This window comes from Mycolicibacterium elephantis DSM 44368 (assembly GCF_004014805.1).
Lineage (GTDB): Bacteria > Actinomycetota > Actinomycetes > Mycobacteriales > Mycobacteriaceae > Mycobacterium > Mycobacterium elephantis.
This window is the reverse complement of record NZ_ATDN01000034.1, coordinates 85,083-109,041: the sequence shown is the minus strand read 5'-3', so window position 1 is coordinate 109,041 and position 23,959 is coordinate 85,083. Positions and strand designations below refer to the sequence as shown.

Below are 23,959 nucleotides of genomic sequence, written 5' to 3'. Positions count from 1 at the left end.
GCCTGCCGCGACCGCCGCCGGTGAGCGAATGCGCACTGCGCGTGTGTTTTTCGGGTTGCGTGGTTAACCGTCGAGGATGGTCGGGACCAGCGGGAAGCCGGGCAGGTTGCGCACCACGGCCCACGTCACGGCCGTGACGATGATGACGGCGACGACGGTGATGTTCCACACAGGTCGGTTCGTCCGCCATCGCATGAGTGCCCAGACCAGCAACAGGGGCAGCCCGACGAGCAGGTAGAGGTTGTCGACGACGGCTGCGGCCAGATCACCGTGTAGCAGGTCGTGCAGCATGCGCAGACCGCCGCACCCGGGGCAGTCAAGGCCGGTCAGGGCCTTGAACGGGCAGGCGGGAAAGAAGAAGCCGGGCCGGTGCGGGTCAGCCAGGCCGATGTAGGCGAGCGCACCCACCGTCGCCGCGCCCGCTCCGAGCGCTGTGTAGAGCCCTGTTCGGCTGGTGAGGGCGCTAGGTGCCATCGCGCAGCGGACGCCCCTCGGGGTCGCGCACTTTGTCGGTCAGCATCAGTACGGCATCGACGATGCCCCAGACGACCGCGCCGATACCGCAGGTGACCAGCCCCACGACGAGTTGGGCGATGCCCAGTCCGGTGTAGCCGAGGTAGATGCGGCCGATGCCGACGATGCCGACGAGGCCGATCAACTGCAGCAGGCCCGCGACCACTTTGGATTTGTCCGAAAGCGGCTCGCCGGTCAGCGGATGGCGGCCGAACGGCGCGGCCGGATCGGTGTAGACCGGCGGATAAGCGCCTGGCGGCGGGCCGTACTGACCAGGTTGCGGATACGGCTGCTGTGGTGGCGGAGGCGGGGTGGAGTGCTCGTTGCCACCGAACTGCGGCTCAGTCATAAGGCCAGCATGCCAGAATCCGACCGGGCCAGTAAGTAAGGAAAACCCACCTCTTCAATCGGAAAGCAAGCCGCAGCCATGAGCCGGGAACCGAGGATCGTCATCATCGGCGCCGGCGTCGCTGGTATCGCGGCGGCAGTGACGCTGCAGCGGGCAGGTTTTCATCGGCTGACCATCTTGGAAAAGGGCGCCGACGTCGGAGGCGTTTGGCACTGGAACCGCTACCCCGGTCTGACGTGCGACGTGCCGTCGCAGCTGTACCAGTTCTCGTTCGCCCCCAAGCCGGACTGGTCGTCGATATTCGCCTCGCGTGCCGAGATCCAGCAGTACTTGCGCGACGTCGTCGACCGGTTCGGACTCGACCGGTGTGTCAGGTTGAACTCGGAGGTGGTTTCAGCGGAGTTCACCGCTGCGGGTTGGCAAATCGGCACGGCCGATGGCGGACGTCTGGAAGCCGACTTCGTGATCGCCGCGACGGGTGTGCTGCATCATCCGTTCACGCCGCCGATTCCGGGATTGGATTCCTTCGACGGGGCGGTGATGCACACCGCCCGGTGGGATGACAACGTCGAGGTCCGCAGGCGGCGTGTGGGCGTGATCGGCAACGGTTCCACGGGGGTGCAGATCGTTTCGGCGTTGCAGCCAAAGGTTTCGGAGATCACGCATTTCGTGCGGACCCCGCAGTGGGTGATGTGGGTTCCCACCAACGCGCGACAGGCCGAGCTGGTCGGCAGGCTGCTGCGCGCGAGGCCGCGCATGCACCGGATGTTGTACGGGGTGCTGTTGGTGGGGTCGGGAATCCTGGCCGATGTCACCACACGACCGAGTTGGCGGCGCCGGCTTGTGCAGGCATATGCGCGGTGGTCGTTGCGCTTTCAGGTTCGCGACGCCGGCTTGCGACGCAGCCTCACACCGGACTACCAGCCGCTGTGCAAGCGTCAGGTGGTTTCGGGTTCGTACTACCGCGCATTGCGGGCCCCCAACGCTCGGTTGGTCACGGCGCCGATCGAAGCGGTCACGCCCGGGGGTGTGCGGACTGCCGACGGTGCGATCGTCGACCTGGATGTGCTGGTACTGGCCACCGGCTTTCACGCGCACCACTACATGCGCCCGATGAACTTGCGGGGCCGCGACGGCGTGTCCATCGACGATGCATGGGCGAAAGGCCCACGCGCCTATCGTATGACGGCGATCCCCGGGTTTCCGAACTTCTTCACTGTTCTCGGCCCAAACTCGCCGACGGGCTCGATCTCGCTGCAGTACTCCGCGGAGCTGACCGCACGCTATATCGCCAAGTGGCTGCGGCGATTCCGTGACGGCGACATCGACACCGTCGAAGTCACCGAGGAAGCGACCACGAAATTCAACGACGACGTCGCCGCGGCGCTCGGCCCGACGGTGTGGCATACCGGTTGTAACTCGTGGTATCTCACCGACGAAGGAAACGTCGATCTTTGGCCATACGATCGAAAGACGATGGCCGCGATGCTGAGACAGCCCGACGACCGCGACTTCCACATCACCCGCGCCGGTTAGACATACCCGCTGGGCCGACTGCCCGATGCGGCGGATGGGCTAATTGAGCGCTGGTGGTGGTTGCGGTTGGAACGGGTCGTACCACCACCATTGGGCGCGTTCGCCGGTGGGTCCGTTGCAGGGTGGTACCGCGGGTGGTGGTGTGGTGGGCGGGCGCGCCAGAGAGCTGTTGGTGAGGATGCGCCCGGCGCTGTCGGTGACGGTGAGCCGATCGGCGGGCCCCGTGATGGTGATGAGGCCGCGGTGGTGCAGTCGGCGGTGGTAAGGGCATACCAGCACCAGGTTGTCGAGTTCGGTGGTTCCGCCGTCTTCCCAGTGGATGATGTGGTGAGCATGTAGCCCGCGGGTTGCGCCGCACCCCGGTACCGCGCAGGTGGGGTGGCGGTGCTGCAGCGCGCGGCGCAGCCGGCGGTTTATCTGGCGGGTGGTTCGCCCGGCGCCGATGAGTTGGCCGTCGCGTTCAAACCACACCTCACAGGTGGCATCACAGGTCAGGTATTGGCGGTCGGCATCAGAGAGCAGCGGGCCCAGGTGCAGCGCGCCGACGCGGTCTTTGACATCGACGTGCACCACCACGGTGGTGTGCTGGCTGTGCGGGCGGCGGGTGGCCTCGGCGTCCCAGCTATCGGCGACCAGCTGTAGGAACGCATCGCTGAGCGTGGGCATCGGCGGGCGCTGTGCCGGCGCTGGTGTCGTGTCGGCGGGGTGGTCGGCCTTCCACGCATTGAAGAGCGCGTCGTGATGAGACTGCAGGGCGGCGTCGAATTTGGCGGCCTCGATTGAGGTGAGCGTGATTCGGTAGCAACAGGACCCGTCGGCGCCGGTGGTCTTGTTGATCGTGCACGCCGGTTCGGGCGGCGCCTCGGGTTCGGGTTCGGGTTCCGGGCGGGGTTCGAGTTTGACCGCGGTGCGCAGCTGGTTGACCGTGGCGTTTTCGATCAGCTGCGCATAGTGGTCATCGGAGCCGGTGGCGGCGTGTTGGGCGATCACTCCGATCTGATCCAGCGATACCCGGCCCTCACGCAGGCTTTGCGCGCAGCGGGGAAATTCCGCCAGGCGGTGGGCCACGGTGGCGATGGTGGTGGCGTTCTTCTGCGACGCCCCGATCTTCCAGGCCACCAACGCGGGCAGCGATCGTACCCCGGTAGAACCCGCCAGCCCGTCGCGGTCTATCTCGGCGATGATCTCGACAATGCGCCCATCGATGGCGTTGCGTTGGCCGGTCAACTCCGCCAACTCCTCGAACAACGCATCGAGACGCTGACATGGCGTCAATTCAGCGTCGGCAACGGATGCGGTCGAAGACATATCCGCATCATCACAGCCGGCCCCGACACCCAACGTGGCAGCTCGGAGTTGGATGTTGCGGACCGGCTAGCCGGAATTGCCTTGTCTATCAGGACATTTGACGAATATCACGGATCGGGGCGAGCCCGACACCGCGCCACTGTGCGGTTGCGCGAGCCTCGACCTGTGGATGAATTCGCAGTTGTGGATAACCAGCCGGTCAGCGGTTGCGGCGGCGGCGCATCCAGCGGCGTAGGCGTCCACCGGGTTCGGCTTGGCTGGGCGGCGAGGGCGTCGACTCTTCGCCGTCGGACGTTGCTGACTCGGTGTCACTGGCCACGGCGAAGTCTTCACCAGCTTCGGACTCAGCGGCGTCGTCGGCGTCGTCCTGTTCGGTGTCCTCGTCGTCGATCTCGGCGGCGACTTCCTCGGCTTCTTCGAGGCCCTCCACGGCTGCCTCATGCGCTTCGGCCGCTGCGGCGTCGGCCTCCTCGGCGTCCTCGCCCTCCACCGCACCGACACCGGCCTCGGGCCGCTCCCCCTTGGATTCCGCGACATCGGTGTCGTCGTCGTCGATCTCGGCGGCGACTTCCTCGGCTTCTTCGAGGCCGGCCTCGGGCTGGTCCCCTGCGGTCTCGGCTGCTTCCTCGGCCATGGCGTCCGCGGCTTCGTCGAGTTCCGCGCCGAGCTCGTCGGCTTCGTCTACCGCGGCCTCGGTCTCGGCGTCCTCGTGCACCTCCGCGGCGACCTCTTCGGCGTCCTCGCCCTCCACGGCACCGACCCCGGCCTCGGGCTGGTCCCCTGCGGTCTCGGCTGCTTCCTCGGCCATGGCGTCGGCGGCTTCGTCGAGTTCCGCGCCGAGCTCGTCGGCTTCGTCTACCGCGGCCTCGGTCTCGGCGTCCTCGTGCACCTCCGCGGCGACCTCTTCGGCGTCCTCGCCCTCCACGGCACCGACCCCGGCCTCGGGCTGGTCCCCTGCGGTCTCGGCTGCTTCCTCGGCCATGGCGTCGGCGGCTTCGTCGAGTTCCGCGCCGAGCTCGTCGGCTTCGTCTACCGCGGCCTCGGTCTCGGCGTCCTCGTGCACCTCTGCGGCGACCTCTTCGGCTTCTTCGAGACCCTCCACGGCCGCCTCATGCGCTTCAGGCGCTGCGGCCTGGGCCTCTTCGGCTTCCTCACCCTCGACCGCGCCGACACCGGCCTCGGGCCCTGCGCCTTCCTTGGCCTCTGCGAACTCCTGCGCTTCGGCGATGTCTTCCGCGGGTGCTTCTTCGACATCGTCGGCGAGTGCTTCGGCTTCCTCTGCGGCCTCGGATACGCCTTCGGACTCTGCGGGTGCCGTCGGTTCGCCGTCTGCCGCGAACTCCTCAGCTTCGGCGAGATCGTCGGCCGGCACCCCCGCCACGTCCGCGCCGAGCTTCTCTGCCTCGGCGGCGATCTCGGCTTCCTCACCCGCTTCGGCGAACTCCTCGGCCTCGACGATGTCGTCCGACGGCGCTGTGAGGACGTCGACGGTAAGGGCCTCCGCTTCGATCTCCGCCTCCGATTTGGACTCGTCGGCGTCCTCCTCGGCGGCGACCTTCGCCGCGGCCACCACACCCGCCGTCGCGCCGACCGCGGCAAGCTCCTCCGTCAGATCCTCACCGGACACCGCCGCCTGCTTGCCCTTGAGCGTGGCCGGATCTTCGCGTCCCTTCGGCGCGACCATGATGTAGACCACCGCGCCGATGAAGACGAACGTCGATGTGAACGAGTTGATCCGCACACCGTCGATGAGCGTCGCGTCATCGACCCGCAGCAGTTCGATCCAGAACCTGCCGACGCAGTAGCCCGCGACATACATCGCGAACAACCGGCCGTGGCCGAGCTTGAAGCGCCGGTCCAGATAGATCAGCGCCGCGAAAACCAGCAGGTTCCACAGCAATTCGTACAAGAACGTGGGATGGACGATCTGCAGCACTTCGCCCGTCGACACCCCGTTGAGGTTGTCGACGAGCCCGTCGGGGGTCCTGCGTTCGTAGATCTTCAGACCCCACGGCAGCGTCGTGTCCCTGCCGTACAGCTCCTGGTTGAAGTAGTTGCCGATCCTGCCGATGCCCTGGGCCAGAATGATTCCCGGCGCGATGGCATCCCCGAAAGCCGGCAGCGGGATGCCGCGACGACGGCATCCGATCCACGCCCCAACGCCCCCGAGCGCCACCGCGCCCCAGATGCCGAGCCCACCGTCCCAGATCCGGACCACCCCGGCGAGGCCTGCGCCGCCTTCGCCGAAATAGCGCCACCAGTCGGTCATCACGTGGTAGAGCCGGCCGCCGATGAGCCCGAACGGCACCGCCCACAGTGCGATGTCGTAGATGACGCCGCGCTCGCCACCCCTGGCTTCCCACCGCCGGTCGCCGATCATCAGCGCCGCCACGATGCCGAGGATGATGAACAACGCGTACGCGCGGAGCGGCACCGGGCCGAGCTGCCACACCCCCTGCGACGGGCTGGGAATGGCGGCCAGGACGGTCGTCGTCACGCGGTGACCCTCTGCCGAACACCTTCGGCCAGTTCCGCGGTCAGCTTGCCGACCGCTTCGACGCTGTCCTCCAGCGCCGACACCAACGCCGAGCCCACGATCACCCCGTCAGCGTAAGCCGCGATCTCCGCTGCCTGCTCGCGCGAGCGCACACCCAGCCCGACTCCGACGGGAATGTCCGAGATCGCCTTCACGCGGCGGACCAGCTCGGGGGCGGCCGCCGACACGGCGTCGCGCGCCCCGGTCACGCCCATGGTCGACGCGGCGTAGACGAATCCGCGCGACGCCTGCACCGTGGCCGCCAGCCGCTCCGGCGTGGATGACGGCGCCACCAGGAAGATCCGGTCGAGGTTGTGGGCGTCCGACGCGGCGAACCATTCGTCCGCCTCATCCGGAATCAGATCCGGGGTGATGATGCCGAGCCCGCCCGCCGACGCCAGGTCGCGTGCGAACGCGTCAACGCCTCGGCGCAACACCAGATTCCAATAGGTCATCACCACGGCCCGCCCGCCGGCGTTGCTGATCGCCTCGACCGCGGTCAACGTGTCACGCACCCGCACCCCGCCGCGCAGCGCCGCGTTCGTCGCCGCCGCGATCGTCGGGCCGTCCATCCCGGGATCCGAATACGGGATACCGACCTCGACAAGGTCGCAGCCCGACTTGATCAGCGTCGTCATCGCCGAGATCGACGTCGGCACATCGGGATAACCCGTGGGCAGATAGCCGATCAGCGCCGAACGCTCCTCGGCCCGGCACGCGTCGAACAACGGCCCGAGTCGACTCACGATGCACCGTCCAGCAGCCCGAACCACTTCGCCGCGGTCTCGACATCCTTGTCTCCTCGGCCCGAGAGGTTCACCAGAACGATGCCGCCACGGCCGATTTCGCGGCCCAGTTGCAAAGCCCCGGCAACCGCGTGCGCCGACTCGATGGCCGGGATGATCCCCTCGGCGCGACACAGCAGGCGGAACGCGTCCATCGCCTCGCTGTCGGTGATCGGCAGATACTCCGCACGGCCGCTGTCCCTCAGGAAGGCGTGTTCCGGACCGACGCCCGGATAGTCCAGACCCGCAGAAATCGAATGCGATTCGATGGTCTGGCCGTCCTCGTCCTGCAGCAGGTACGAGTACGAGCCCTGGAATGCGCCCGGCGATCCGCCAGTGAAAGTCGCCGCGTGGCGGCCGGTTTCGACGCCGTCCCCGGCGGCTTCGTAGCCCACCAGCCGGACGTTCGGGTCGTCGATGAACGCGTGGAAGATCCCGATCGCGTTGGATCCGCCGCCGACACAGGCCGTCACCGCGTCAGGCAGGCGGCCGGCCTGGTCGAGGATCTGGGCGCGCGCTTCCAGCCCGATCACCCGCTGAAAGTCACGCACCATCATCGGAAACGGGTGCGGACCGGCGGCCGTGCCGAAGCAGTAGTAGGTGTTGTCGGCGTTGGTGACCCAGTCGCGGAATGCTTCGTTGATGGCGTCTTTGAGCGTCTTGGAACCGGCTTCGACCGACACCACCTGCGCACCCAGCAGTCGCATCCGCGCGACGTTCAGCGCCTGACGCGCCGTGTCGACGGCACCCATGTAGATCACGCACTCCAGGCCCAGCAGCGCACACGCCGTCGCGGTGGCCACCCCGTGCTGGCCCGCCCCGGTCTCGGCGATCACCCGCGTCTTACCCATCTGCCGCGCGAGCAGCGCCTGGCCGAGCACGTTGTTGATTTTGTGAGATCCGGTGTGGTTCAGGTCTTCTCGCTTGAGGAACAGCCGCGCGCCGCCGGCGTGTTCGGAGAGCCGTTCGGCTTCGTACAGCGGTGACGGCCGCCCACTGTAGTGGCGCTGCAGCCGGTCCAACTCGTCGAGGAAAGTCTGGTCGCCGCGGGCCTTCTCGTAGGCGGCGGTGACCTCCTCGATGACCGCCATCAGCGCCTCGGCCACGAACCGGCCGCCGTAGACACCGAAGTGCCCACGCGCGTCGGGGTCGTGGACCGTGGGTTCGGCCACCGCCGCGCTCGACTTCGGCAGCTCCGGCCCGGTCTGGTCGGCCACGTGTCAGCGCGAGGGTTTAGGGCACGACGGATGCGCGCCGGCGGTGACCAAATCGGCAACGGCGGTGCGAGGATCGCCGCTGGTGACCAAGCCCTCGCCGACCAGCACTGCGTCGGCGCCGGCACCGGCGTAGGCGAGCAGGTCCGCGGGGCCGCGCACCCCGGACTCCGCGATGCGGATGACGTCGGTCGGCAGCCCCGGCGCGATCCGCCCGAAGCAGTCCCGATCGACGTTCAGCGTCTTGAGATCTCGGGCGTTGACGCCGATCACGGTGGCACCGGCCGAAAGCGCGCGATCGGCTTCCTCCTCGGTGTGCACCTCGACCAGCGCGGTCATCCCCAACGACTCGGTGCGCTCCAGCAGCGATTCCAGCACCGGCTGCTCAAGCGCCGCGACGATCAGCAGCAACATGTCCGCACCGTGCGCGCGGGCCTCGTGGATCTGATATGGCCGGATGATGAAATCCTTGCGCAGCACCGGAATTGACACAGCGGCGCGGACGGCGTCCAGATCGTCGAGCGAACCGTTGAACCGGCGCTGTTCGGTCAGCACGCTGACGATCCGAGCGCCGCCGTCCTGATAGGCACGGGCCAGCTCGGCCGGATCGCCGATCGGGGCCAACTCACCGCGCGACGGGCTGGCGCGTTTGACTTCGGCGATCACCCCGATACCGGGTGCGCGCAGCGCGGCCATCACGTCCAACGGCGGCGGCGCATCCTTGGCCCGGTCCTTGACCTCGGCCAGCGGGAGGACGGCTTCACGGGCGGCGACGTCGGCGCGGACTCCCTCGATGATCGAGTCGAGTACGGTTGCCGAACCCATCCGTCCGAATCCCTTCCCCGGTAGCGCCGAATGACCTTGCATCGAAGGGTACCGGCCGCACGTCGCCGCCAATCACCGGCCCTTGCTGTCCGGATCGGTGGGGTCGCGGGTGGGATCCGCGCCCTCGTCGAGGGCGTCCCACATCATGCGTTCGGACATCGCGGTGCCGCCCTCCTCGGCCGGCGTCGCGGCCCGGCGGGCATAGCGCTTGGCGCCGGAGCGCTCCGTCGTCGCCGCCCGCATGAGCAGCACCGCGCCGACGAGCGCGACCACCGCGGCCACCACCGTGAGCACCGCGCCCCCGTAGTGCCGCTGGCGGCCCACCAGGTCAGCGACCGGCGCCTCGGCGAGGTGCGACGCACGCACGGCCACGTCGCGGACCGTCCACAAGCTGATCGCCAGGTAGGCCATTCCGGCGCTGGCGGCCGCGACCAGCAGCGCCAACAGCCGCAGCGGCCAGCCCCGCACCGCCAGCGCGGCCACGGCAGCGGCCACCAGCAGCACGGCCAGCGGCACGATCGCCGTCGACCACTGGGCGCCGGACAACGCCACGGTCTTGGGCTGGCCCAGCCCGTCGAACGAGGTCACCTCGACCCACGTGATGCGCGACGCGCCCCACAGCGCGGCGGCAGCCAGCACGAGGGCCACCTGGGCGATCCTGATCATGGTTCGGTCAGCGTTTCGGCGGCGGCGATGGCGTTGAGCACCGCACGCGCCTTGTTGGAGGCCTCGGTGTACTCGTAGGGCCCGTTCGAATCGGCCACGACGCCCCCGCCCGCCTGAACGTAGGCAACGCCGTCGCGCATCAGCGCGGTGCGGATGGCGATCGCGAAGTCTGCGTTGCCCGCGAAGTCCAGATAGCCCAGCACGCCGCCGTAGAGGCCGCGTCGGGTCTTTTCGACCTCTTCGATGAGTTCCATCGCGCGGACCTTCGGCGCCCCCGACAACGTGCCTGCCGGGAAGCAGGCCGTCACCGCGTCCAGCGCGGTCCTGCCGTCGGCGAGCAGGCCGGTCACCGTCGACACCAGATGCATGACGTGGCTGTAACGCTCGATGTGGCTGTAGTCCTCGACCCGCACGGTGCCCGGGCGGCACACCCGGCCCAGATCGTTGCGGCCCAAATCGACGAGCATGAGGTGCTCGGCACGCTCCTTGTCGTCGGCCAGCAGCTCCTTCTCGAGCAGCAGGTCCTCCTCCTCGGTGGCGCCGCGCCAGCGCGTGCCCGCGATCGGGTGGGTGGTGGCGCGTCCGTCCTTGACCGTCACCAACGCCTCCGGGCTGGAGCCCACCACCGAAAAGTCGAGCCCGCCATCGGCGTTGGGCACGTTGAGCAGGTACATGTAGGGGCTCGGGTTGGACACCCGCAGCATCCGGTACACGTCGAGCGGGTCGGCGTCGGTGTCCATCTCGAACCGCTGCGAGGGCACCACCTGGAACGCCTCGCCGGCCTCGATGTCGCCCACCAGCTTGTCGACGATCGCGGTGTACTCCTCGAGCGTGCGTTGCGAGCGGTACAGCGGTTCGGGTCTGCTGAACGTGGCCACAGTCGACGGCAGGTGCGTCGACAGGGCGGCGGTCATCACGTCGAGGCGCTCGACCGCGTCGTCGTAGGCCCAGTCGACGCGTTCGTCGGTGCCGTTCCAGTTCACCGCGTTGGCGATCAGCGTGATGGTGCCTTCGTGGTGGTCGACAGCAGCGATGTCGGTGGCCAGTAGCAGCAGCATGTCGGGCAGGCCGAGGTCGTCGACGGCGAGCGAGGGCAGCTTCTCGAGGCGGCGCACCATGTCGTAGGCGAAGAAGCCGACCAGGCCGCTCGACAGGGGCGGCAGGCCGGGCAGCGGCTCGGTCTCGAGGAGCTTCAGCGTCGCCGCCAGCGCGGCCAGCGGATCACCCCCGCTGGGGGCGTCCTTGGGCGTCGTGCCCAGCCAGACCGCCTCCCCGTCGCGCACCGTCAACGCCGACGGCGCACCCGCACCGATGAACGACCAGCGCGACCACGACCGGCCGTTTTCGGCCGATTCGAGCAGGAACGTTCCCGGGCGGTTGGCGGCGAGCTTGCGGTAGGCCGACAGCGGCGTCTCGCTGTCGGCGAGCACCTTGCGCGTCACCGGCACCACCCGGTGCTCGCCGGCCAGCGCCCGGAAGTCCTCGCGCGACGTGGTCACGGAGAGGCTGGCGGTGATTTGCACGGCTCAATTCTCCCAGATGCTGCCCAGCGGCGAGGACGACGCCGGGGTCAGCGGGCTGGCGAGCACGACAGGTGACTGCGCCGTGAACCTCGGGGTGGTGCCGCGGTGCTCGTCGGCAGGGTGAGTGCAACCCTTTTCGGTCCTCGACTCCGACGCTATGGTCGATCCGACGGCCGAAAACCAGCCAAAGCGTCGGCCTCGCGATAAAGCGGCGGGTCAGGCGTAGCGTGACGGGCATGAAACAGGGTGACAAGGTTGCCGAGTTCCAGCTGCCGGACCAGACGGGCACCGTCCGCAGCCTCACCGAACTACTCGCCGACGGGCCGATCGTGCTGTTCTTCTACCCCGCCGCGATGACCCCCGGCTGCACCAAGGAGGCATGCCACTTCCGCGATCTGGCGTCGGAGTTCGCCGCGGTCGGCGCCAGCCGGGTCGGGATCAGCACCGATCCCGTCGACAAGCAGGCCAAGTTCGCCGACAAGGAGGGCTTCGACTATCCGCTGCTGTCGGACGCCGACGGCGCGGTGGCGACCCAGTTCGGCGTGAAGCGCGGCCTGCTCGGAAAGTTCATGCCCGTCAAGCGGACCACGTTCGTCATCGACACCGACCGCACCGTGCTCGCCGTGATCGCCTCGGAGATCAGCATGGACAGCCACGCCGACAAAGCCCTCGAGGTGCTCAGGCAGCGCCAGTCAGCCTGACAGCGGCTGATCCGCTGGCCCGATGAAGTCGACCACCGCGCGAATCGCGGGGCGATGCCGCAGAATCCGGTAGTGCGCCAACCGGCCCAGGCCTTTGGTGGTCACCAGCCTCGCACCCGGCCATGACGCGACGACCCGTTCGCTCGTCTCGTAGGGCGTGTCCGGGTCGTCCGGGTCATGGATGAGCAACAAGGGCGGATACCCGGTGCGGGCGCCGACGACGGTCATGTTGGTCTCATGCAGCGGCATCTCGATGCGGTGCTCCAGACGCCGATGCAGACCCGCGCGGATGCGCGGCCCGAAGCCGTGCCGTACGGCGAAAAGGTCCAGATAGAGCGGGAATTCGCCCATCGGCGCGAGGTACGCCAGACGCCCGACCTTCGCGCCGTTCGCGACCGCGAACGTGGTGGCGTTGGCGCCCAGGGAGTGCGCGATGACCGCACGCGCCGGCCCGAACTCCCCGATGATCGCCCGGACCGCTTCCGCACACTCGATGAGCGTGGTGCGACCGGGCTTGAGCGCCCCCGCTTCGGACTCGTTGTGGCTGGGCAGGTCGAACGCGATCACCCGGTGGCCGGATTCGACGAGCGGTTTGATGAACATGCCCAGATGTGGGCGCCGCCCGCCCCAGCCGTGCACGAGATAGACCGGCGGTCCCTCGCCCCACGATTCGCCCACGATGCGGTGGCCGTTCCAGCGCGCGTCCAGCGGCTCGCCGGGCGCGACGCCAGGCGGCATGCGCAGGCTGGACTCCAGAACCGGCGGGGTGCACCACAGTTCGACCGCCCATCGCGACCCGATGCCGGGCGCGACGCGCTCCAGCCACCAGAACGCCCGACGCACCCGAGGGTCGACCGGCGGCTCGATACCCGATCCCTCCAGCACGACGGGGGCCGCACGCTTCGACTCGGTCACGCCGGTCCGAGCAGTTCGTCGGCGTCGAAACACGTGTGATCGCCGGTGTGGCAGGCCGCGCCGACCTGATCGACCTCCAGCAGCACGGTGTCGCCGTCGCAGTCCAGGCGCACCGAGTGCACGTACTGCGTGTGTCCCGACGTCTCGCCCTTGACCCACTGCTGCCGGCGTGAGCGCGAAAAGTAGGTCGCCTGGCGGGTTTCCAGGGTGCGGGCCAGCGCGGCGTCGTCCATCCACGCCACCATCAGCACCTTGCCGGTGCCGCGTTCCTGCGCGACCGCGGTGAACAAGCCGTTGGCGTCCCGTTTGAGCCGCGCCGCGATACCCGGATCCAGGCTCATCTGTGCCCTGCGCTCATCGCACCACGATTCCTTCGGCCGCCATCGCCGCCTTCACCTCGGCGATGGTGAGTTCACGGAAGTGAAACACGCTGGCGGCCAGCACCGCGTCCGCGCCGGCGAACACCGCGGGTGCGAAGTGCTCCACCGCCCCCGCACCGCCGCTGGCGATCACCGGCACGTTGACCGCCCCGCGGACCGCCTTGATCATCGGAATATCGAATCCGGCCTTGGTGCCGTCGAAATCCATCGAGTTCAGCAGGATTTCGCCGACCCCAAGCTCGGCACCCCGGGTGGCCCATTCGACGGCGTCGATGCCGGTGCCGCGCCGGCCGCCGTGCGTGGTGACCTCCCACCCCGACGGCGTGGGCTGCTGACCCTGCGGAACCGTGCGGGCGTCGACGGACAGCACGATGCACTGCGACCCGAACTGGCGGGACAGTTCGGCCAGCAGCTCGGGGTTGGCGATCGCGGCGGTGTTGACCGAAACCTTGTCGGCACCGGCCCGCAGCAGCGCATCCACGTCGGCCACCGACCGCACCCCGCCGCCGACGGTCAACGGGATGAACACCTGCTCGGCGGTCTTCTTGACGACCTCCAGCATGGTGGCCCGCCCCGACGACGACGCGGTGACGTCCAGGAACGTCAGCTCGTCGGCGCCCTCGGCGTCGTAGACGGCGGCCAGCTCGACCGGATCGCCCGCATCACGCAGGTTTTCGAAGTTGACGCCCTTGACGACGCGGCCGTCGTCGACATCCAGACACGGGATGACACGTACCGCAAGGTCTCTTGGGTTCATCGGTAGTCCTCAGGCTCGCCGACCGACGCGATGAGTTCGAGCAGCTGTTCGTGGATGCCCGGCAACCCGACCAGCACCGACGGCGACGCCGTCGACCAGTCGTTACCGGCCAGGTCGGTGGCCGCACCGCCTGCGGCGCGCACCAACGCGACCCCGGCCGCGTGGTCCCACACATGACCGCTGAAACTGACTGCGCCGCCGAGGATTCCCGCGGCGGTGTACGCGAGGTCGACTCCCGTCGCGCCGTGCATCCGCAGCCGCGAACACCTCCGGCTCAGGTGCTCGATGATCGCCAGCCGGTACCGGCCGGGCACCCGGCCGCGGGAGTCGACGTTGAACGTGCCGACCCCGACGATGGATTCCTCCAGCTCGACGGGTCGCAGCGGCTCCTGCTCGACGCCGTTGTAGCGCAGCGGGCCGCCGGCGACGCCGGTGAACCGTTCCCCGGTGAACGGCAGCCACGTCAGGCCGGCCACCGGTTCGCCGTCCTGAAGCAGGCCCAGCAGAATCGCCGCCAGCGGCAGGCCGGCCGCGTAGTTGAACGTACCGTCGATCGGGTCGAGCACCCACACCAGCGGCGAGTCCAGATCCGCGCCGCCGAACTCCTCACCGTGCACGTCGATGCCGGTGTTGGCCTTCAGCGCGTCGACCACTTGGCGTTCGATGGCCAGGTCCACCTCGGTGGCGAAATCGTTGCCCTTCTTCTGCACGGCGGATTGCGCGCGGTGACCTTCGATGAACGGTTTGGCCGCATCGTCGAGGATCGCGGTGGCCTCCGCCACCAGTTCGTCGAGTTCGGCGGTGTTCAGCCCCATCTACTGCCTCACCGCGGCCAGCGCCTCCGGCAGCGTGAACCGCCCGGCGTAGAGGGCCTTGCCCACGATCGCGCCCTCCACCCCGCGGTCGGTCAGCGTCGCGATGGCCCGCAGGTCGTCGAGGCTGGACACGCCGCCGGACGCGATCACCGGGGCGTCGGTGCGCTCGGTGACCTTCGCCAACAGCTCGAGGTTGGGTCCCTTCAGCGTGCCGTCCTTGGTGACGTCGGTCACGACGAACCGTGAACATCCTTCGCGGTCAAGGCGTTCCAGTACATCCCACAGGTCGCCGCCGTCGGTTTCCCAGCCGCGGCCGCGCAACCGGTGCTCGCCGTCGACGATCTTCACGTCCAGGCCGACGGCGACGCGGTCGCCGTGTTCGGCGACGACGGCGGCGCACCACTGCGGGTTCTCCAGCGCGGCGGTGCCGAGGTTGACGCGCGCACAGCCGGTTGACAGCGCGGCCGCCAGCGATTCGTCGTCACGGATGCCGCCCGACAGCTCTACGGCGACGTCGAGCTTGCCGACCACCTCGGCGAGCAGCTCGCGGTTGCTGCCGCGGCCGAACGCGGCATCGAGGTCCACGAGGTGAATCCACTCCGCGCCGTCCCGTTGCCAGGTCATCGCCGCATCGAGTGCCGAACCGTACACGGTTTCGCTGCCCACCTGGCCCTGAACCAGACGCACGGCGCGGCCCTCGACGACGTCGACGGCGGGAAGAAGGATCAATTGCTGTCGCACGCCGGTCAACCTAGCCCCTTTACCCAGTTGGTGAGCAATGCGGCACCGGCGTCACCGCTCTTCTCGGGGTGGAACTGGGTCGCCGACAGCGCCCCGTCCTCGACCGCGGCCAGAAACGGGACATGGTGGGTGGCCCACGTCAGCCGCGCGTCGGGGCGGCCTTCCCACTGCTGCGCGGCATAGGAGTGCACGAAGTAGAACCGGGTGTCAGGGTCCAGCCCGGCGAACAGTTGGCTGCCCTCCGGTGCGTCGACGACGTTCCAGCCCATGTGCGGAATGACCGGCGCGTCCAACCGGACGACCGCGCCCGGCCACTGGCCGCAGCCGTCGCTCTGGTGACCGAACTCGACCCCGCGGCTGAACAGGATCTGCATGCCGACGCACACCCCGAGCACCGGACGGTCGGCCGCCACCCGATCGGCGATGACCTTTTCGCCGCCGATCTTGCGCAACCCCGTCATGCAGGCCTGGAACGCGCCGACACCGGGCACCACCAGACCGTCGGCGTTCTGTGCGGCGTGCGTGTCGGAGGTCACCGTGACCTCGGCGCCGACCCGCTCCAGTGCCCGTTGCGCGGAGCGTAGGTTGCCCGAACCGTAGTCCAGGATGACGACTTTCGCTGTCACAGCAGCCCTTTGGTGGACGGCACGCCCGTCGTCCGCGGATCGAACTCGACGGCCTGGCGCAGCGCACGCGCCACGGCCTTGTACTGCGCCTCGGTGATGTGGTGCGGGTCGCGGCCATAGATCGTGCGCACGTGCAGCGCGATGCGGGCGTTGGAGGCCAGGGTTTCGAACACGTGGCGGTTGATCACGGTGTGGTAGGGCACCTCAGAACCCGCGATCGTGGAGTGCAGCATGTGTTCCGGCTCGCCGGTGTGCACGCAGTACGGCCGGCCGGAGACGTCGACGGCGGCGTGGGCGAGGGTCTCGTCCATCGGGATCCACGCGTCGCCGAACCGGCGGATGCCCTTCTTGTCGCCCAGCGCCTGGCCCAGCGCCTGACCCAGCACGATCGCGGTGTCCTCGATGGTGTGGTGGCCCTCGATCTCGACATCGCCGGTGGCGCGCACGGTCAGGTCGAAGCTGGCGTGGCTTCCCAGCGAGGTCAGCATGTGGTCGTAGAACGGCACGCCGGTGGCGATCTCGACGCGTCCGGTGCCGTCGAGGTCGAGCTCGACGGTGATGTCGGATTCCTTGGTCTTGCGTTCGATCTTCGCGCGGCGGGGCGCGCGCACGGGTTCGGTCACGATGCTCCTATTCGGGCGCTGGCGGCAAGCAGCGCGTCGTTCTCGTCGGCCAGGCCGGTGGTCGCACGCAGGTATCCGGGGATGCCGACGTCGCGGATCAGCACCCCGGCGTCCAGGTAGCGTTGCCAGGTGGCGGCCGCGTCGGCGAACTCGCCGAACAACACGAAGTTGGCATCGCTGGGGATGACACGGAAACCCATGGCAGTCAACGCTTCGGTGACTCGGTTGCGTTCGGCGATGAGCTTGGCCACGCTGCCCAGCGTGTCGTCGGCGTGCCGCAGCGCCGCCCGCGCGGCGGCCTGGGTGATCGACGACAGATGGTACGGCAACCGCACCAGCAGCAGCGCGTCGATCACCGCCGGTGCGGCCGCCAGATATCCGAGCCGCCCACCGGCGAACGCGAAGGCCTTGCTCATGGTGCGGGTGACGACGAGCTTGGCCGGATAGTCCTCGAGGAGGTGGACGGCGCTGGGCTGCGAGGAGAACTCGCCGTAGGCCTCGTCGACGATGACGACGCCGGCGGGCAGGGCCTCCAGGAGCAGCCGGAGCTGGTCGAGCGAAACACTCTGCCCCGACGGGTTGTTCGGGCTCGCGATGAACACGATGTCGGGGCGGTGTCTCTTGATCGCGGCCACGGCGACGTCGGTGTCCAGGCTGAAGTCCTCTGCGCGGTTGGCCACCAGCCATTCGGTCCTGGTGCCGTCGGAGATGATGGGATGCATCGAATAGGACGGCACGAAACCGATCGCGCTGCGGCCCGGGCCGCCGAAGGCCTGCAGCAGCTGCTGCAGTATCTCGTTGGAACCGTTGGCGGCCCAGAGGTTTTCCACGCTCAACGCGGTACCGGTCTGCAGGCTCAGGTATGCGGCCAGGTCGGCACGCAGCTCCACCGCGTCACGGTCGGGGTACCGGTGCAGTTGGCCGGCGACCGCGTGGACCGAGGCCGTCACATCGTCGACCAGGGCCTTGGTCGGCGGATGCGGGTTCTCGTTCGTGTTGAGCCGGACCGGCACGTCCAACTGCGGTGCGCCGTACGGCGACTTGCCGCGCAGGTCCTCGCGCAGCGGCAAATCGTCCAGGGTGACGTCCTTACCGAGCGTCACCTTTCGAACCTCCGCCGCACCGCTTCACCGTGCGCGGGCAGGTTCTCGGCCTCCGCCAGCGTGATGACGTATCCGGACACGTCCTTGAGCGCCGCCTCGTCGTAGTCCACGACGTGGATGCCGCGCAGGAACGTCTGCACCGACAGCCCGCTGGAGTGTCGTGCGCATCCGGCGGTCGGCAGCACGTGATTGGACCCCGCGCAGTAGTCGCCGAGGCTGACCGGTGCGTACGGGCCCACGAAAATCGCTCCCGCGGAACGGATCTTGGCCGCGACGGCACGCGCATCGGCGGTCTGGATCTCCAGATGCTCGGCCGCGTACGCGTTGACCGTACGGATGCCGTCCTCGAGGTCGTCGACGAGCACGATCGCCGACTGTTTGCCGCCCAGCGCGGCCGTCACCCGCTGGCGGTGCACGGTGGTCTCCAGCTGCTGAACCAGCGCGCGCTCGGTGGCGTCGGCGAGCGCGACATCGGGGGTGACCAGCACGCTGGCGGCCATCTCGTCGTGCTCGGCCTGGCTGATCAGGTCCGCGGCGACGTGCGCGGGGTCGGCGGTGTGATCGGCGAGAATGGCGATCTCGGTGGGGCCCGCCTCCGCGTCGATGCCGACCTGGGAGCGACAGATGCGCTTGGCGGCCGTGACGTAAATGTTTCCCGGGCCGGTGATCATGTCGACGGGGGCGAGGCCGGCGCCGTCGGTATCGGTTCCGCCGTACGCCATCAGCGCGACGGCCTGGGCACCGCCGACGGCCCACACCTCGTCGACGCCGAGTAGCGCGGCGGCGGCCAGGATGGTCGGATGCGGCAGGCCGCGGAAGGGTCCGGCCTCGGACTGCGGCGGGCTGGCGATCACCAGTGAGTCCACCCCGGCCGTCTGGGCGGGCACGACGTTCATCACCACGCTGGACGGGTAGACGGCGTTTCCACCGGGCACGTACAGCCCGACCCGCTCCACGGGCACCCAGCGTTCAGTGACGGTCGCGCCGTGCGCCAGCGTCGTCGTGGTGTCGCTGCGACGTTGGTCGGCGTGCACGGCGCGGGCGCGTTCGATGGCCACCTCCAGCGCGGTGCGGACATCGGCGTCGAGGTCGGCCAGCGCCGCGTCGAGACGCTCCTGCGGCACCCGCACCTGTGCCGGGCGTACACCGTCGAAGGATTCGCCGTACTCTAGGGCGGCTGCCGCGCCGCGCGTGGCCACCGAATCAACGATCGGGCGCACCTTGGGCACCACCGCGTCGACGTCGACGCCGCCTCTGGGCAGCGCCGACCGCAGTCGCGCAGCGGAAAGCTCCGCGCCGCGCAGATCGATGCGGGCGATCGTGGAAGCCGCCCCTGCGACGACCTCGACATCCGGTGATGATGGGCTCACACAGCCATTGTCCCAGAACAGGCCAAATCGATATCGCCGCAGGCAAGCGGCACGTGCTCAGATCAGGTGAGACGGGCGCTCACTTGCACAGATTGGTGATCCTGTTGTTGGCGGCATCGGCTTCCTTGAGCCGCGCGGCCTGGTCGGCATCGGTGTTCGGGATGCCCGAGGTCGAGCGGGCACCGATGTCCATCAGGTGGTTGGCGAACTCCCGAACCGCGTCGGCCAGCTCCGGTGGGGTGTCCGGCTGCAGGCGGGCCAGAAGGTACTGGCCGCCGTCGTAGAGCGCCACCCGTGCGTTGCCCGCCACCGCCAGCGAGCCGGTGACGTCTTCCGGCCCGCCGGGCGGCTGCAGATTCGTGTTGATCTGCACACCGTTTCGCACGATGTTGAAGGCGTCGCAGACGCTGGCCTTCGGGTCGTCGGTGGTGGTGCCGGTGAACACCGATGTCGACTGCGGCGGCTCCGCCGGTTCCTTCACCAACGCCCAGACGGCGATGCCTCCCGCGGCAAGTGCGACGACCAACGCCGCGATGGCAACGACGAAACTGCGTGATGACCCCGATGGCTCAGACATGCGGCCGATCGTAGCGACCCGGCGAGGATGGTCTCGGCATGTTCGGTCGGCGACAGCGGCTAGTCGGTCGTCGGGCCTGCTGAGGCCGCACCCGGAGATGGCGATGCCCGTTCCCGATGCCCGTTCCCTTCGTGGAGCGGGCATCGTCAACTAATGTCCACCTCATGGCCGCCAAGGATCATCCCAACCACGCCCCGGGTGTCCCGATGGTGTATCCGCCGGCGTTCGAGCGCCTGCAGATCAAGTACATGAATCCGGTCGTCAAGCGGATCGCGCGGTTCATGCCGGGGGTCGCCAAGATCAGACATCGCGGACGCAAGTCGAACAAGCCCTACGAAACCCTGGTCACCCCGTTCCGCAAGGGCAACACGCTGGCCATCGTGCTCGGCCACGGCAAGACGGACTGGGTGAAGAACGTGCTCGCCGCCGGCGAGGCCGAGGTGGACTTCGGTTCGCGCACAGTGCACATCAGCAACCCGCGGATCGTGCCCGCAGGCGGCGACGCCGAAGGCCTTCCGTTCATGGCACGCCTGCAGTCGCGAAAGATGGGTGTGCTCGTCGCCGACGTCGACTAGAGGTCCAGGCCGATGTCGAGAACCGACACCGAGTGGGTGAGGGCGCCGACGGCCAGGTAGTCCACGCCGGTGCCCGCGTACTCTGCCGCTGTCGCCAGCGACAATCCGCCTGAGGACTCCAGTTTGGTTGCCGGCGAACGCGAATCGCGTCGCTGGACGGCGATCTGCGTCTGCCACACCGGGAAGTTGTCGAGCAGCACCAGCGCTTCGTCACCCAGATCCTCGCCGAGGATCTCATCGAGCTGTTCGAGCGAGTCGACCTCGACTTCACAGGGCAGCTCCGGCGCCGCGGCGCGAACGGCCCGCAGCGCGGCGACCACCGAACCGGCGGCCGCCACGTGGTTGTCCTTGATCAGCGCCGCATCCCCCAGCCCCATGCGGTGGTTGACACCGCCGCCGACGCGCACCGCGTACTTCTGCAGGGCCCGAAGGCCCGGCAGCGTCTTGCGGGTGTCGCGGATCTTGGCCTTCGTACCGGACACCGCGTCCACCCACGCCGCGGTCGTGGTCGCGATTCCCGAGAGGTGACAGACGAGGTTCAACATCGTCCGCTCGGCGGTCAGCAGGTCCTGCGTGGGCGCCTCCACCGCCAGCACCACGGCGCCGGGTTCCAGCCGCGCCCCGTCCGGCACGCGATGTTTCACCTGGTAGCCGTCGGCGCCGAGCACCTCGTCCAACACCAGCAGCGTGACATCCACGCCCGCGACCACTCCCGCCTCGCGTGCGACCATCGACGCCGTCGTCGTGGCGTCGGCGGGCACCGTCGCCAGCGTGGTGACGTCCGGCCCGTAGCGCAGGTCTTCTTCGAGCGCGCGGGCGATCACCCTGCGCGCCTCGGTCAACTCGTCGGCGGTGAGCTCCATCAGCAGCACGCCACCGCCGCGACGAGGCTGCGCGCCAGCGCAGGATCGGAGGCCGGGTAATCCCGCCGGTGATGGCAACCGCGGGACTCGGTACGAGCCGATGCGGCCGCAGCCACGGCGCCCGCGGTGGTGGTCAGTGCGGCATCCTCGAAATCGGTGCGCGAGCGGAGAATTCGGTGCGGCGCGCAGTCCAGTTCCTTCGCCAGCACGCCAAGACCGGTGCCATCGCGCATCACCGAGGCGTACCGCGACATCGCCCGCTGCAGGTCTGCCCGCCGCAGCGCGCGGCGTGGCGCCGGTTCGGGCCGCTGCGCCGTGACCGGGCCGGCTGCCAAAGCGTGTGCGGCGGCGGCCTTTCCGGCACGTCCGCCGACCACCAACCCCTCGAGCAGGCTGTTGGACGCCAGCCGGTTCGCGCCGTGCATTCCGGTGCACGCCACCTCGCCGGCCGCGAACAGCCCCGCCATCTCGGTGCGCCCGTGCACGTCGGTGATCACGCCGCCGCAGCTGTAGTGCGCACCGGGCACCACGGGGATCGGCTCGACGGTCGGATCGATGCCCGCCGCCCGGCACGCGGCGGTCACGGTCGGAAACCGGGCGGTGAAATTGCCGATCCGGCGCGCGTCGAGGTACACGCACTCGTCGCCGGTCTCCTCCAGCCGGGCGTGAATCGCCCCTGCCACCACGTCGCGCGGCGCCAGATCGCCCAGCGGGTGCACCCCTTCGGTGACCGAATCGCCACGGGAATCGACCAGGACGGCACCTTCACCGCGAACGGCCTCGGTGATCAGCGGCCGTCGGCCACCGGCGTTCCGGTCGAACAGCATGGTCGGGTGGAACTGGACGAATTCCAGGTCGGCAACCGGCACCCCGGCCCATATCGCCAGCGCCACACCGTCGCTCGTCGACCCTGCCGGATTGGTGGTGGCCGAGTAGAGGTGCCCCAGTCCCCCGGTCGCCAGGATCACCGAAGGTGCGTGCACGACGCCGGGGCCGTCGTCGCTCAGCACCAGCACGCCGGTGACCGCGTCGCCGTCACAGAGCAGTTCGATCGCTGTGTGGTTGTGCCGGATGTCCAACACGGAAGCGGCGCCGTTGAGGGCGCGCTGCACCTCGGCGCCGGTCGCGTCCCCTCCGGCGTGGATGATGCGCCGTCGCGAATGGCCGCCCTCGCGGGTCAACGACCAACGCCCCGCGGCGCTTTCGTCGAACCGGGCTCCCGCACCGACCAGTTCGCTGACCGCACGGTGGCCGTCGGCGACGATCGAGCGGACCGCTTCGGGGTCGCACACGCCCGCGCCGGCCGCGAGCGTGTCGGAGACGTGCGCCTCGATCGAGTCGCCGTCCTCACGTAGCGCCTCCGGCAACACCACGGCGATGCCGCCCTGGGCGAAATAGGTGGCGGTGGTCCCCCACAACTGGTCGGTCTTGCTCAGCACCATGACTTTTCGACCGTGACGGTGCGCGGCCAGGGCCGCGACGAGGCCGGCGACCCCGGTGCCGATGACGACGACGTCGGCGCGTTGCTGCCAATGGCCCGGCCACGGCCCGGAGCCGCAGGCCACGGGACGCGTCATTCGCCGCCGCCGGGCTGGCCGATCTCGATCATGCGCTGCACGCTGGCCCGCGCCAGCCGGGCCGTCTCGGGGTCGACGTCGACCTCGTCCTTGCCCTCCACCAGACAACGCAGCAGGGCGGCGGCGGTGATCATCTTCATGAACTTGCACGACGCCCGGTCGTTGACGGCCTGGAAGTCGACTTGCGGTGCCGCGCGGCGCAACTGGTACAGCATGCCGACCTCGGTGGCCACCAGCACCTGGCGCGCGCCGGTGTCGCGAGCCGCCTCCAGCATGCCCCCGGTCGACAGGATCCTCACCCGGTCCTCGGGGAACGATCCCTCACCGGCCAGATACAACGCCGAAGTGGCGCAACCACATTCGGGATGGACGAACAGCTCGGCCTCCGGGTGGTTGCGGGCCTGGTCGGCGAGCTCGTCGCCGTTGATCCCGGCGTGCACGTGGCACTCGCCGGCCCACACATGGATGTTTTCGCGCCCGGTCACCCGCCGGACGTGCGCGCCGAGGAACTGGTCCGGGCAGAAGAGCACCTCACGGTCGGCCGGGATCGACTCGACGACGTCGACCGCGTTGGACGACGTGCAGCAGATGTCGGTCTCGGCCTTCACCGCCGCGGTGGTGTTGACGTAGGAGACGACCACCGCGCCGGGGTGTTCGGCCTTCCAGGCCCGCAGGTCGTCGGCGGTGATCGAGTCGGCCAGCGAGCAGCCCGCACGCTGGTCCGGAATCAACACGGTCTTGTCCGGGGACAGGATCTTGGCGGTCTCCGCCATGAAGTGCACGCCGCAGAACACGATGGTGTCCTCGGGCACCTCGGCGGCGATGCGCGACAGCGCCAATGAGTCACCGACATGGTCGGCGACGTCCTGGATGGCCGGCAGTTGGTAGTTGTGCGCCAACAGCGTCGCGCCCCGAAGATCGGCCAGCCGACGAATCTCGGCGGCCCATTCCTCGTCGCCGTCGACGCCGGAGTAGCCGGTCGGCCCATCGGTGATCCGGCTGGCCAGATTGTCGGCCGGCATACGGTCGAGAACCGTCACGGTGTCTCCTCCATCCCGTATCGGGGTTTTCGACTTATAAT

The 23,959-nt window shown here is 69.0% G+C and carries 25 protein-coding genes; 3 read left to right on the top strand and 22 right to left on the bottom strand.

Features of this window, described 5'->3' with window-relative positions; genetic code table 11:
* Positions 1-63: 63 nt before the first annotated feature.
* Positions 64-474 carry a DUF2752 domain-containing protein gene (locus tag MELE44368_RS20135; RefSeq protein ID WP_128110125.1) on the bottom strand — a complete coding sequence of 137 codons (411 nt, stop codon included), beginning with the start codon at positions 472-474 and terminating at the stop codon, positions 64-66.
* Positions 464-862, bottom strand: coding sequence for a TM2 domain-containing protein (locus MELE44368_RS20130; protein WP_046753408.1), 399 nt, complete (start codon positions 860-862; stop codon positions 464-466). The genes MELE44368_RS20135 and MELE44368_RS20130 overlap by 11 nt, the downstream gene beginning before the upstream one ends.
* Positions 863-940: 78 nt before the next feature.
* On the opposite strand from MELE44368_RS20130, the gene MELE44368_RS20125 reads away from it, so the two are divergent.
* A complete protein-coding gene (locus tag MELE44368_RS20125; protein ID WP_128110124.1) occupies positions 941-2,398 on the top strand; it encodes a flavin-containing monooxygenase in 1,458 nt (485 codons plus the stop codon).
* 39 nt (positions 2,399-2,437) lie between these two features.
* On the opposite strand, the gene MELE44368_RS20120 is transcribed toward MELE44368_RS20125, so the two are convergent.
* The 7 genes from MELE44368_RS20120 to MELE44368_RS20090 all read right to left on the bottom strand — a co-directional run bounded on the left by MELE44368_RS20120 (position 2,438) and on the right by MELE44368_RS20090 (position 11,255).
* The gene (locus tag MELE44368_RS20120; RefSeq protein WP_128110123.1) at positions 2,438-3,706 is read right to left on the bottom strand and encodes an HNH endonuclease signature motif containing protein; all 1,269 of its coding nucleotides are present in this window, start codon (positions 3,704-3,706) and stop codon (positions 2,438-2,440) included.
* A 199-nt stretch (positions 3,707-3,905) separates the two neighbouring features.
* Positions 3,906-6,203 (bottom strand): prolipoprotein diacylglyceryl transferase, encoded by a 2,298-nt coding sequence (lgt, locus tag MELE44368_RS20115; protein ID WP_128110122.1) that lies wholly within the window; start codon positions 6,201-6,203, stop codon positions 3,906-3,908.
* Positions 6,200-6,988, bottom strand: coding sequence for a tryptophan synthase subunit alpha (trpA, locus tag MELE44368_RS20110; protein WP_128110121.1), 789 nt, complete (start codon positions 6,986-6,988; stop codon positions 6,200-6,202). The genes lgt and trpA overlap by 4 nt, the downstream gene beginning before the upstream one ends.
* Positions 6,985-8,244: a tryptophan synthase subunit beta gene (gene trpB, locus MELE44368_RS20105; protein WP_128110120.1), complete on the bottom strand. Its 1,260-nt coding sequence runs from the start codon at positions 8,242-8,244 to the stop codon at positions 6,985-6,987. The genes trpA and trpB overlap by 4 nt, the downstream gene beginning before the upstream one ends.
* A gap of 3 nt (positions 8,245-8,247) precedes the next feature.
* Positions 8,248-9,066 carry an indole-3-glycerol phosphate synthase TrpC gene (trpC, locus tag MELE44368_RS20100; RefSeq protein ID WP_128110119.1) on the bottom strand — a complete coding sequence of 273 codons (819 nt, stop codon included), beginning with the start codon at positions 9,064-9,066 and terminating at the stop codon, positions 8,248-8,250.
* Between the two features lie 72 nt (positions 9,067-9,138).
* Complete coding sequence (locus MELE44368_RS20095) at positions 9,139-9,732, bottom strand: TIGR02234 family membrane protein (protein ID WP_128110118.1); 594 nt, start codon at positions 9,730-9,732, stop codon at positions 9,139-9,141.
* On the bottom strand, positions 9,729-11,255 hold the full coding sequence (locus MELE44368_RS20090; RefSeq protein ID WP_128110117.1) for an anthranilate synthase component I: 1,527 nt from the start codon (positions 11,253-11,255) through the stop codon (positions 9,729-9,731). Before MELE44368_RS20090 ends, MELE44368_RS20095 begins: the two co-directional genes overlap by 4 nt.
* A 236-nt stretch (positions 11,256-11,491) precedes the next feature.
* On the opposite strand from MELE44368_RS20090, the gene MELE44368_RS20080 reads away from it, so the two are divergent.
* Positions 11,492-11,956, top strand: coding sequence for a peroxiredoxin (locus tag MELE44368_RS20080; RefSeq protein WP_164890172.1), 465 nt, complete (start codon positions 11,492-11,494; stop codon positions 11,954-11,956).
* Here MELE44368_RS20080 and MELE44368_RS20075 read toward each other — a convergent pair.
* The 10 genes from MELE44368_RS20075 to MELE44368_RS20030 all read right to left on the bottom strand — a co-directional run bounded on the left by MELE44368_RS20075 (position 11,948) and on the right by MELE44368_RS20030 (position 19,863).
* The gene (locus tag MELE44368_RS20075) at positions 11,948-12,871 is read right to left on the bottom strand and encodes an alpha/beta fold hydrolase (RefSeq protein ID WP_128110115.1); all 924 of its coding nucleotides are present in this window, start codon (positions 12,869-12,871) and stop codon (positions 11,948-11,950) included. The two genes, MELE44368_RS20080 and MELE44368_RS20075, sit on opposite strands and share 9 nt — an antisense overlap.
* Positions 12,868-13,212, bottom strand: coding sequence for a phosphoribosyl-AMP cyclohydrolase (gene hisI, locus MELE44368_RS20070; RefSeq protein ID WP_128110114.1), 345 nt, complete (start codon positions 13,210-13,212; stop codon positions 12,868-12,870). The genes MELE44368_RS20075 and hisI overlap by 4 nt, the downstream gene beginning before the upstream one ends.
* Positions 13,213-13,225: 13 nt before the next feature.
* The gene (hisF, locus tag MELE44368_RS20065) at positions 13,226-14,008 is read right to left on the bottom strand and encodes an imidazole glycerol phosphate synthase subunit HisF (protein ID WP_128110113.1); all 783 of its coding nucleotides are present in this window, start codon (positions 14,006-14,008) and stop codon (positions 13,226-13,228) included.
* A complete protein-coding gene (locus tag MELE44368_RS20060; protein WP_128110112.1) occupies positions 14,005-14,823 on the bottom strand; it encodes an inositol monophosphatase family protein in 819 nt (272 codons plus the stop codon). Before MELE44368_RS20060 ends, hisF begins: the two co-directional genes overlap by 4 nt.
* Positions 14,824-15,564 (bottom strand): bifunctional 1-(5-phosphoribosyl)-5-((5-phosphoribosylamino)methylideneamino)imidazole-4-carboxamide isomerase/phosphoribosylanthranilate isomerase PriA, encoded by a 741-nt coding sequence (gene priA, locus MELE44368_RS20055; protein WP_128110111.1) that lies wholly within the window; start codon positions 15,562-15,564, stop codon positions 14,824-14,826.
* Positions 15,565-15,569: 5 nt separating this feature from the next.
* Positions 15,570-16,190 (bottom strand): imidazole glycerol phosphate synthase subunit HisH, encoded by a 621-nt coding sequence (gene hisH / locus MELE44368_RS20050; protein ID WP_128110110.1) that lies wholly within the window; start codon positions 16,188-16,190, stop codon positions 15,570-15,572.
* Entirely contained in the window at positions 16,187-16,813 is a 627-nt protein-coding gene (gene hisB / locus MELE44368_RS20045) for an imidazoleglycerol-phosphate dehydratase HisB (protein WP_128110109.1), read from the bottom strand. Before hisB ends, hisH begins: the two co-directional genes overlap by 4 nt.
* The gene (locus MELE44368_RS20040) at positions 16,810-17,916 is read right to left on the bottom strand and encodes a histidinol-phosphate transaminase (protein WP_128110108.1); all 1,107 of its coding nucleotides are present in this window, start codon (positions 17,914-17,916) and stop codon (positions 16,810-16,812) included. Before MELE44368_RS20040 ends, hisB begins: the two co-directional genes overlap by 4 nt.
* Entirely contained in the window at positions 17,913-19,286 is a 1,374-nt protein-coding gene (gene hisD / locus MELE44368_RS20035; protein WP_241566701.1) for a histidinol dehydrogenase, read from the bottom strand. Before hisD ends, MELE44368_RS20040 begins: the two co-directional genes overlap by 4 nt.
* 79 nt (positions 19,287-19,365) lie before the next feature.
* Positions 19,366-19,863 carry a hypothetical protein gene (locus MELE44368_RS20030; RefSeq protein WP_128110107.1) on the bottom strand — a complete coding sequence of 166 codons (498 nt, stop codon included), beginning with the start codon at positions 19,861-19,863 and terminating at the stop codon, positions 19,366-19,368.
* Between the two features lie 164 nt (positions 19,864-20,027).
* Between MELE44368_RS20030 and MELE44368_RS20025 the strand changes: the two genes are divergently transcribed.
* Positions 20,028-20,438 carry a nitroreductase family deazaflavin-dependent oxidoreductase gene (locus MELE44368_RS20025; RefSeq protein ID WP_128110106.1) on the top strand — a complete coding sequence of 137 codons (411 nt, stop codon included), beginning with the start codon at positions 20,028-20,030 and terminating at the stop codon, positions 20,436-20,438.
* On the opposite strand, the gene nadC is transcribed toward MELE44368_RS20025, so the two are convergent.
* From nadC to nadA, 3 genes are read right to left on the bottom strand one after another with little or no spacing between them, the layout of a single operon-like run.
* Entirely contained in the window at positions 20,435-21,301 is an 867-nt protein-coding gene (gene nadC / locus MELE44368_RS20020; RefSeq protein WP_128110105.1) for a carboxylating nicotinate-nucleotide diphosphorylase, read from the bottom strand. The genes MELE44368_RS20025 and nadC overlap by 4 nt on opposite strands.
* On the bottom strand, positions 21,301-22,878 hold the full coding sequence (locus MELE44368_RS20015) for an L-aspartate oxidase (RefSeq protein WP_128110104.1): 1,578 nt from the start codon (positions 22,876-22,878) through the stop codon (positions 21,301-21,303). The genes nadC and MELE44368_RS20015 overlap by 1 nt, the downstream gene beginning before the upstream one ends.
* A complete protein-coding gene (gene nadA, locus MELE44368_RS20010) occupies positions 22,875-23,900 on the bottom strand; it encodes a quinolinate synthase NadA (RefSeq protein ID WP_206613820.1) in 1,026 nt (341 codons plus the stop codon). Before nadA ends, MELE44368_RS20015 begins: the two co-directional genes overlap by 4 nt.
* Positions 23,901-23,959: the final 59 nt, after the last annotated feature.

What these genes read in the sequence shown, in the direction of transcription:
- MELE44368_RS20135 (WP_128110125.1), bottom strand. Translation starts at nt 474, where the DNA reads ATGGCACCTAGCGCCCTCACCAGCCGAACAGGGCTCTACACAGCGCTC.
- MELE44368_RS20130 (WP_046753408.1), bottom strand. Translation starts at nt 862, where the DNA reads ATGACTGAGCCGCAGTTCGGTGGCAACGAGCACTCCACCCCGCCTCCG.
- MELE44368_RS20125 (WP_128110124.1), top strand. Translation starts at nt 941, where the DNA reads ATGAGCCGGGAACCGAGGATCGTCATCATCGGCGCCGGCGTCGCTGGT.
- MELE44368_RS20120 (WP_128110123.1), bottom strand. Translation starts at nt 3,706, where the DNA reads ATGTCTTCGACCGCATCCGTTGCCGACGCTGAATTGACGCCATGTCAG.
- trpC (WP_128110119.1), bottom strand. Translation starts at nt 9,066, where the DNA reads ATGGGTTCGGCAACCGTACTCGACTCGATCATCGAGGGAGTCCGCGCC.
- MELE44368_RS20095 (WP_128110118.1), bottom strand. Translation starts at nt 9,732, where the DNA reads ATGATCAGGATCGCCCAGGTGGCCCTCGTGCTGGCTGCCGCCGCGCTG.
- MELE44368_RS20080 (WP_164890172.1), top strand. Translation starts at nt 11,492, where the DNA reads ATGAAACAGGGTGACAAGGTTGCCGAGTTCCAGCTGCCGGACCAGACG.
- hisI (WP_128110114.1), bottom strand. Translation starts at nt 13,212, where the DNA reads ATGAGCCTGGATCCGGGTATCGCGGCGCGGCTCAAACGGGACGCCAAC.
- hisF (WP_128110113.1), bottom strand. Translation starts at nt 14,008, where the DNA reads ATGAACCCAAGAGACCTTGCGGTACGTGTCATCCCGTGTCTGGATGTC.
- MELE44368_RS20060 (WP_128110112.1), bottom strand. Translation starts at nt 14,823, where the DNA reads ATGGGGCTGAACACCGCCGAACTCGACGAACTGGTGGCGGAGGCCACC.
- MELE44368_RS20030 (WP_128110107.1), bottom strand. Translation starts at nt 19,863, where the DNA reads ATGTCTGAGCCATCGGGGTCATCACGCAGTTTCGTCGTTGCCATCGCG.
- MELE44368_RS20025 (WP_128110106.1), top strand. Translation starts at nt 20,028, where the DNA reads ATGGCCGCCAAGGATCATCCCAACCACGCCCCGGGTGTCCCGATGGTG.
- nadC (WP_128110105.1), bottom strand. Translation starts at nt 21,301, where the DNA reads ATGGAGCTCACCGCCGACGAGTTGACCGAGGCGCGCAGGGTGATCGCC.
- MELE44368_RS20015 (WP_128110104.1), bottom strand. Translation starts at nt 22,878, where the DNA reads ATGACGCGTCCCGTGGCCTGCGGCTCCGGGCCGTGGCCGGGCCATTGG.
- nadA (WP_206613820.1), bottom strand. Translation starts at nt 23,900, where the DNA reads ATGCCGGCCGACAATCTGGCCAGCCGGATCACCGATGGGCCGACCGGC.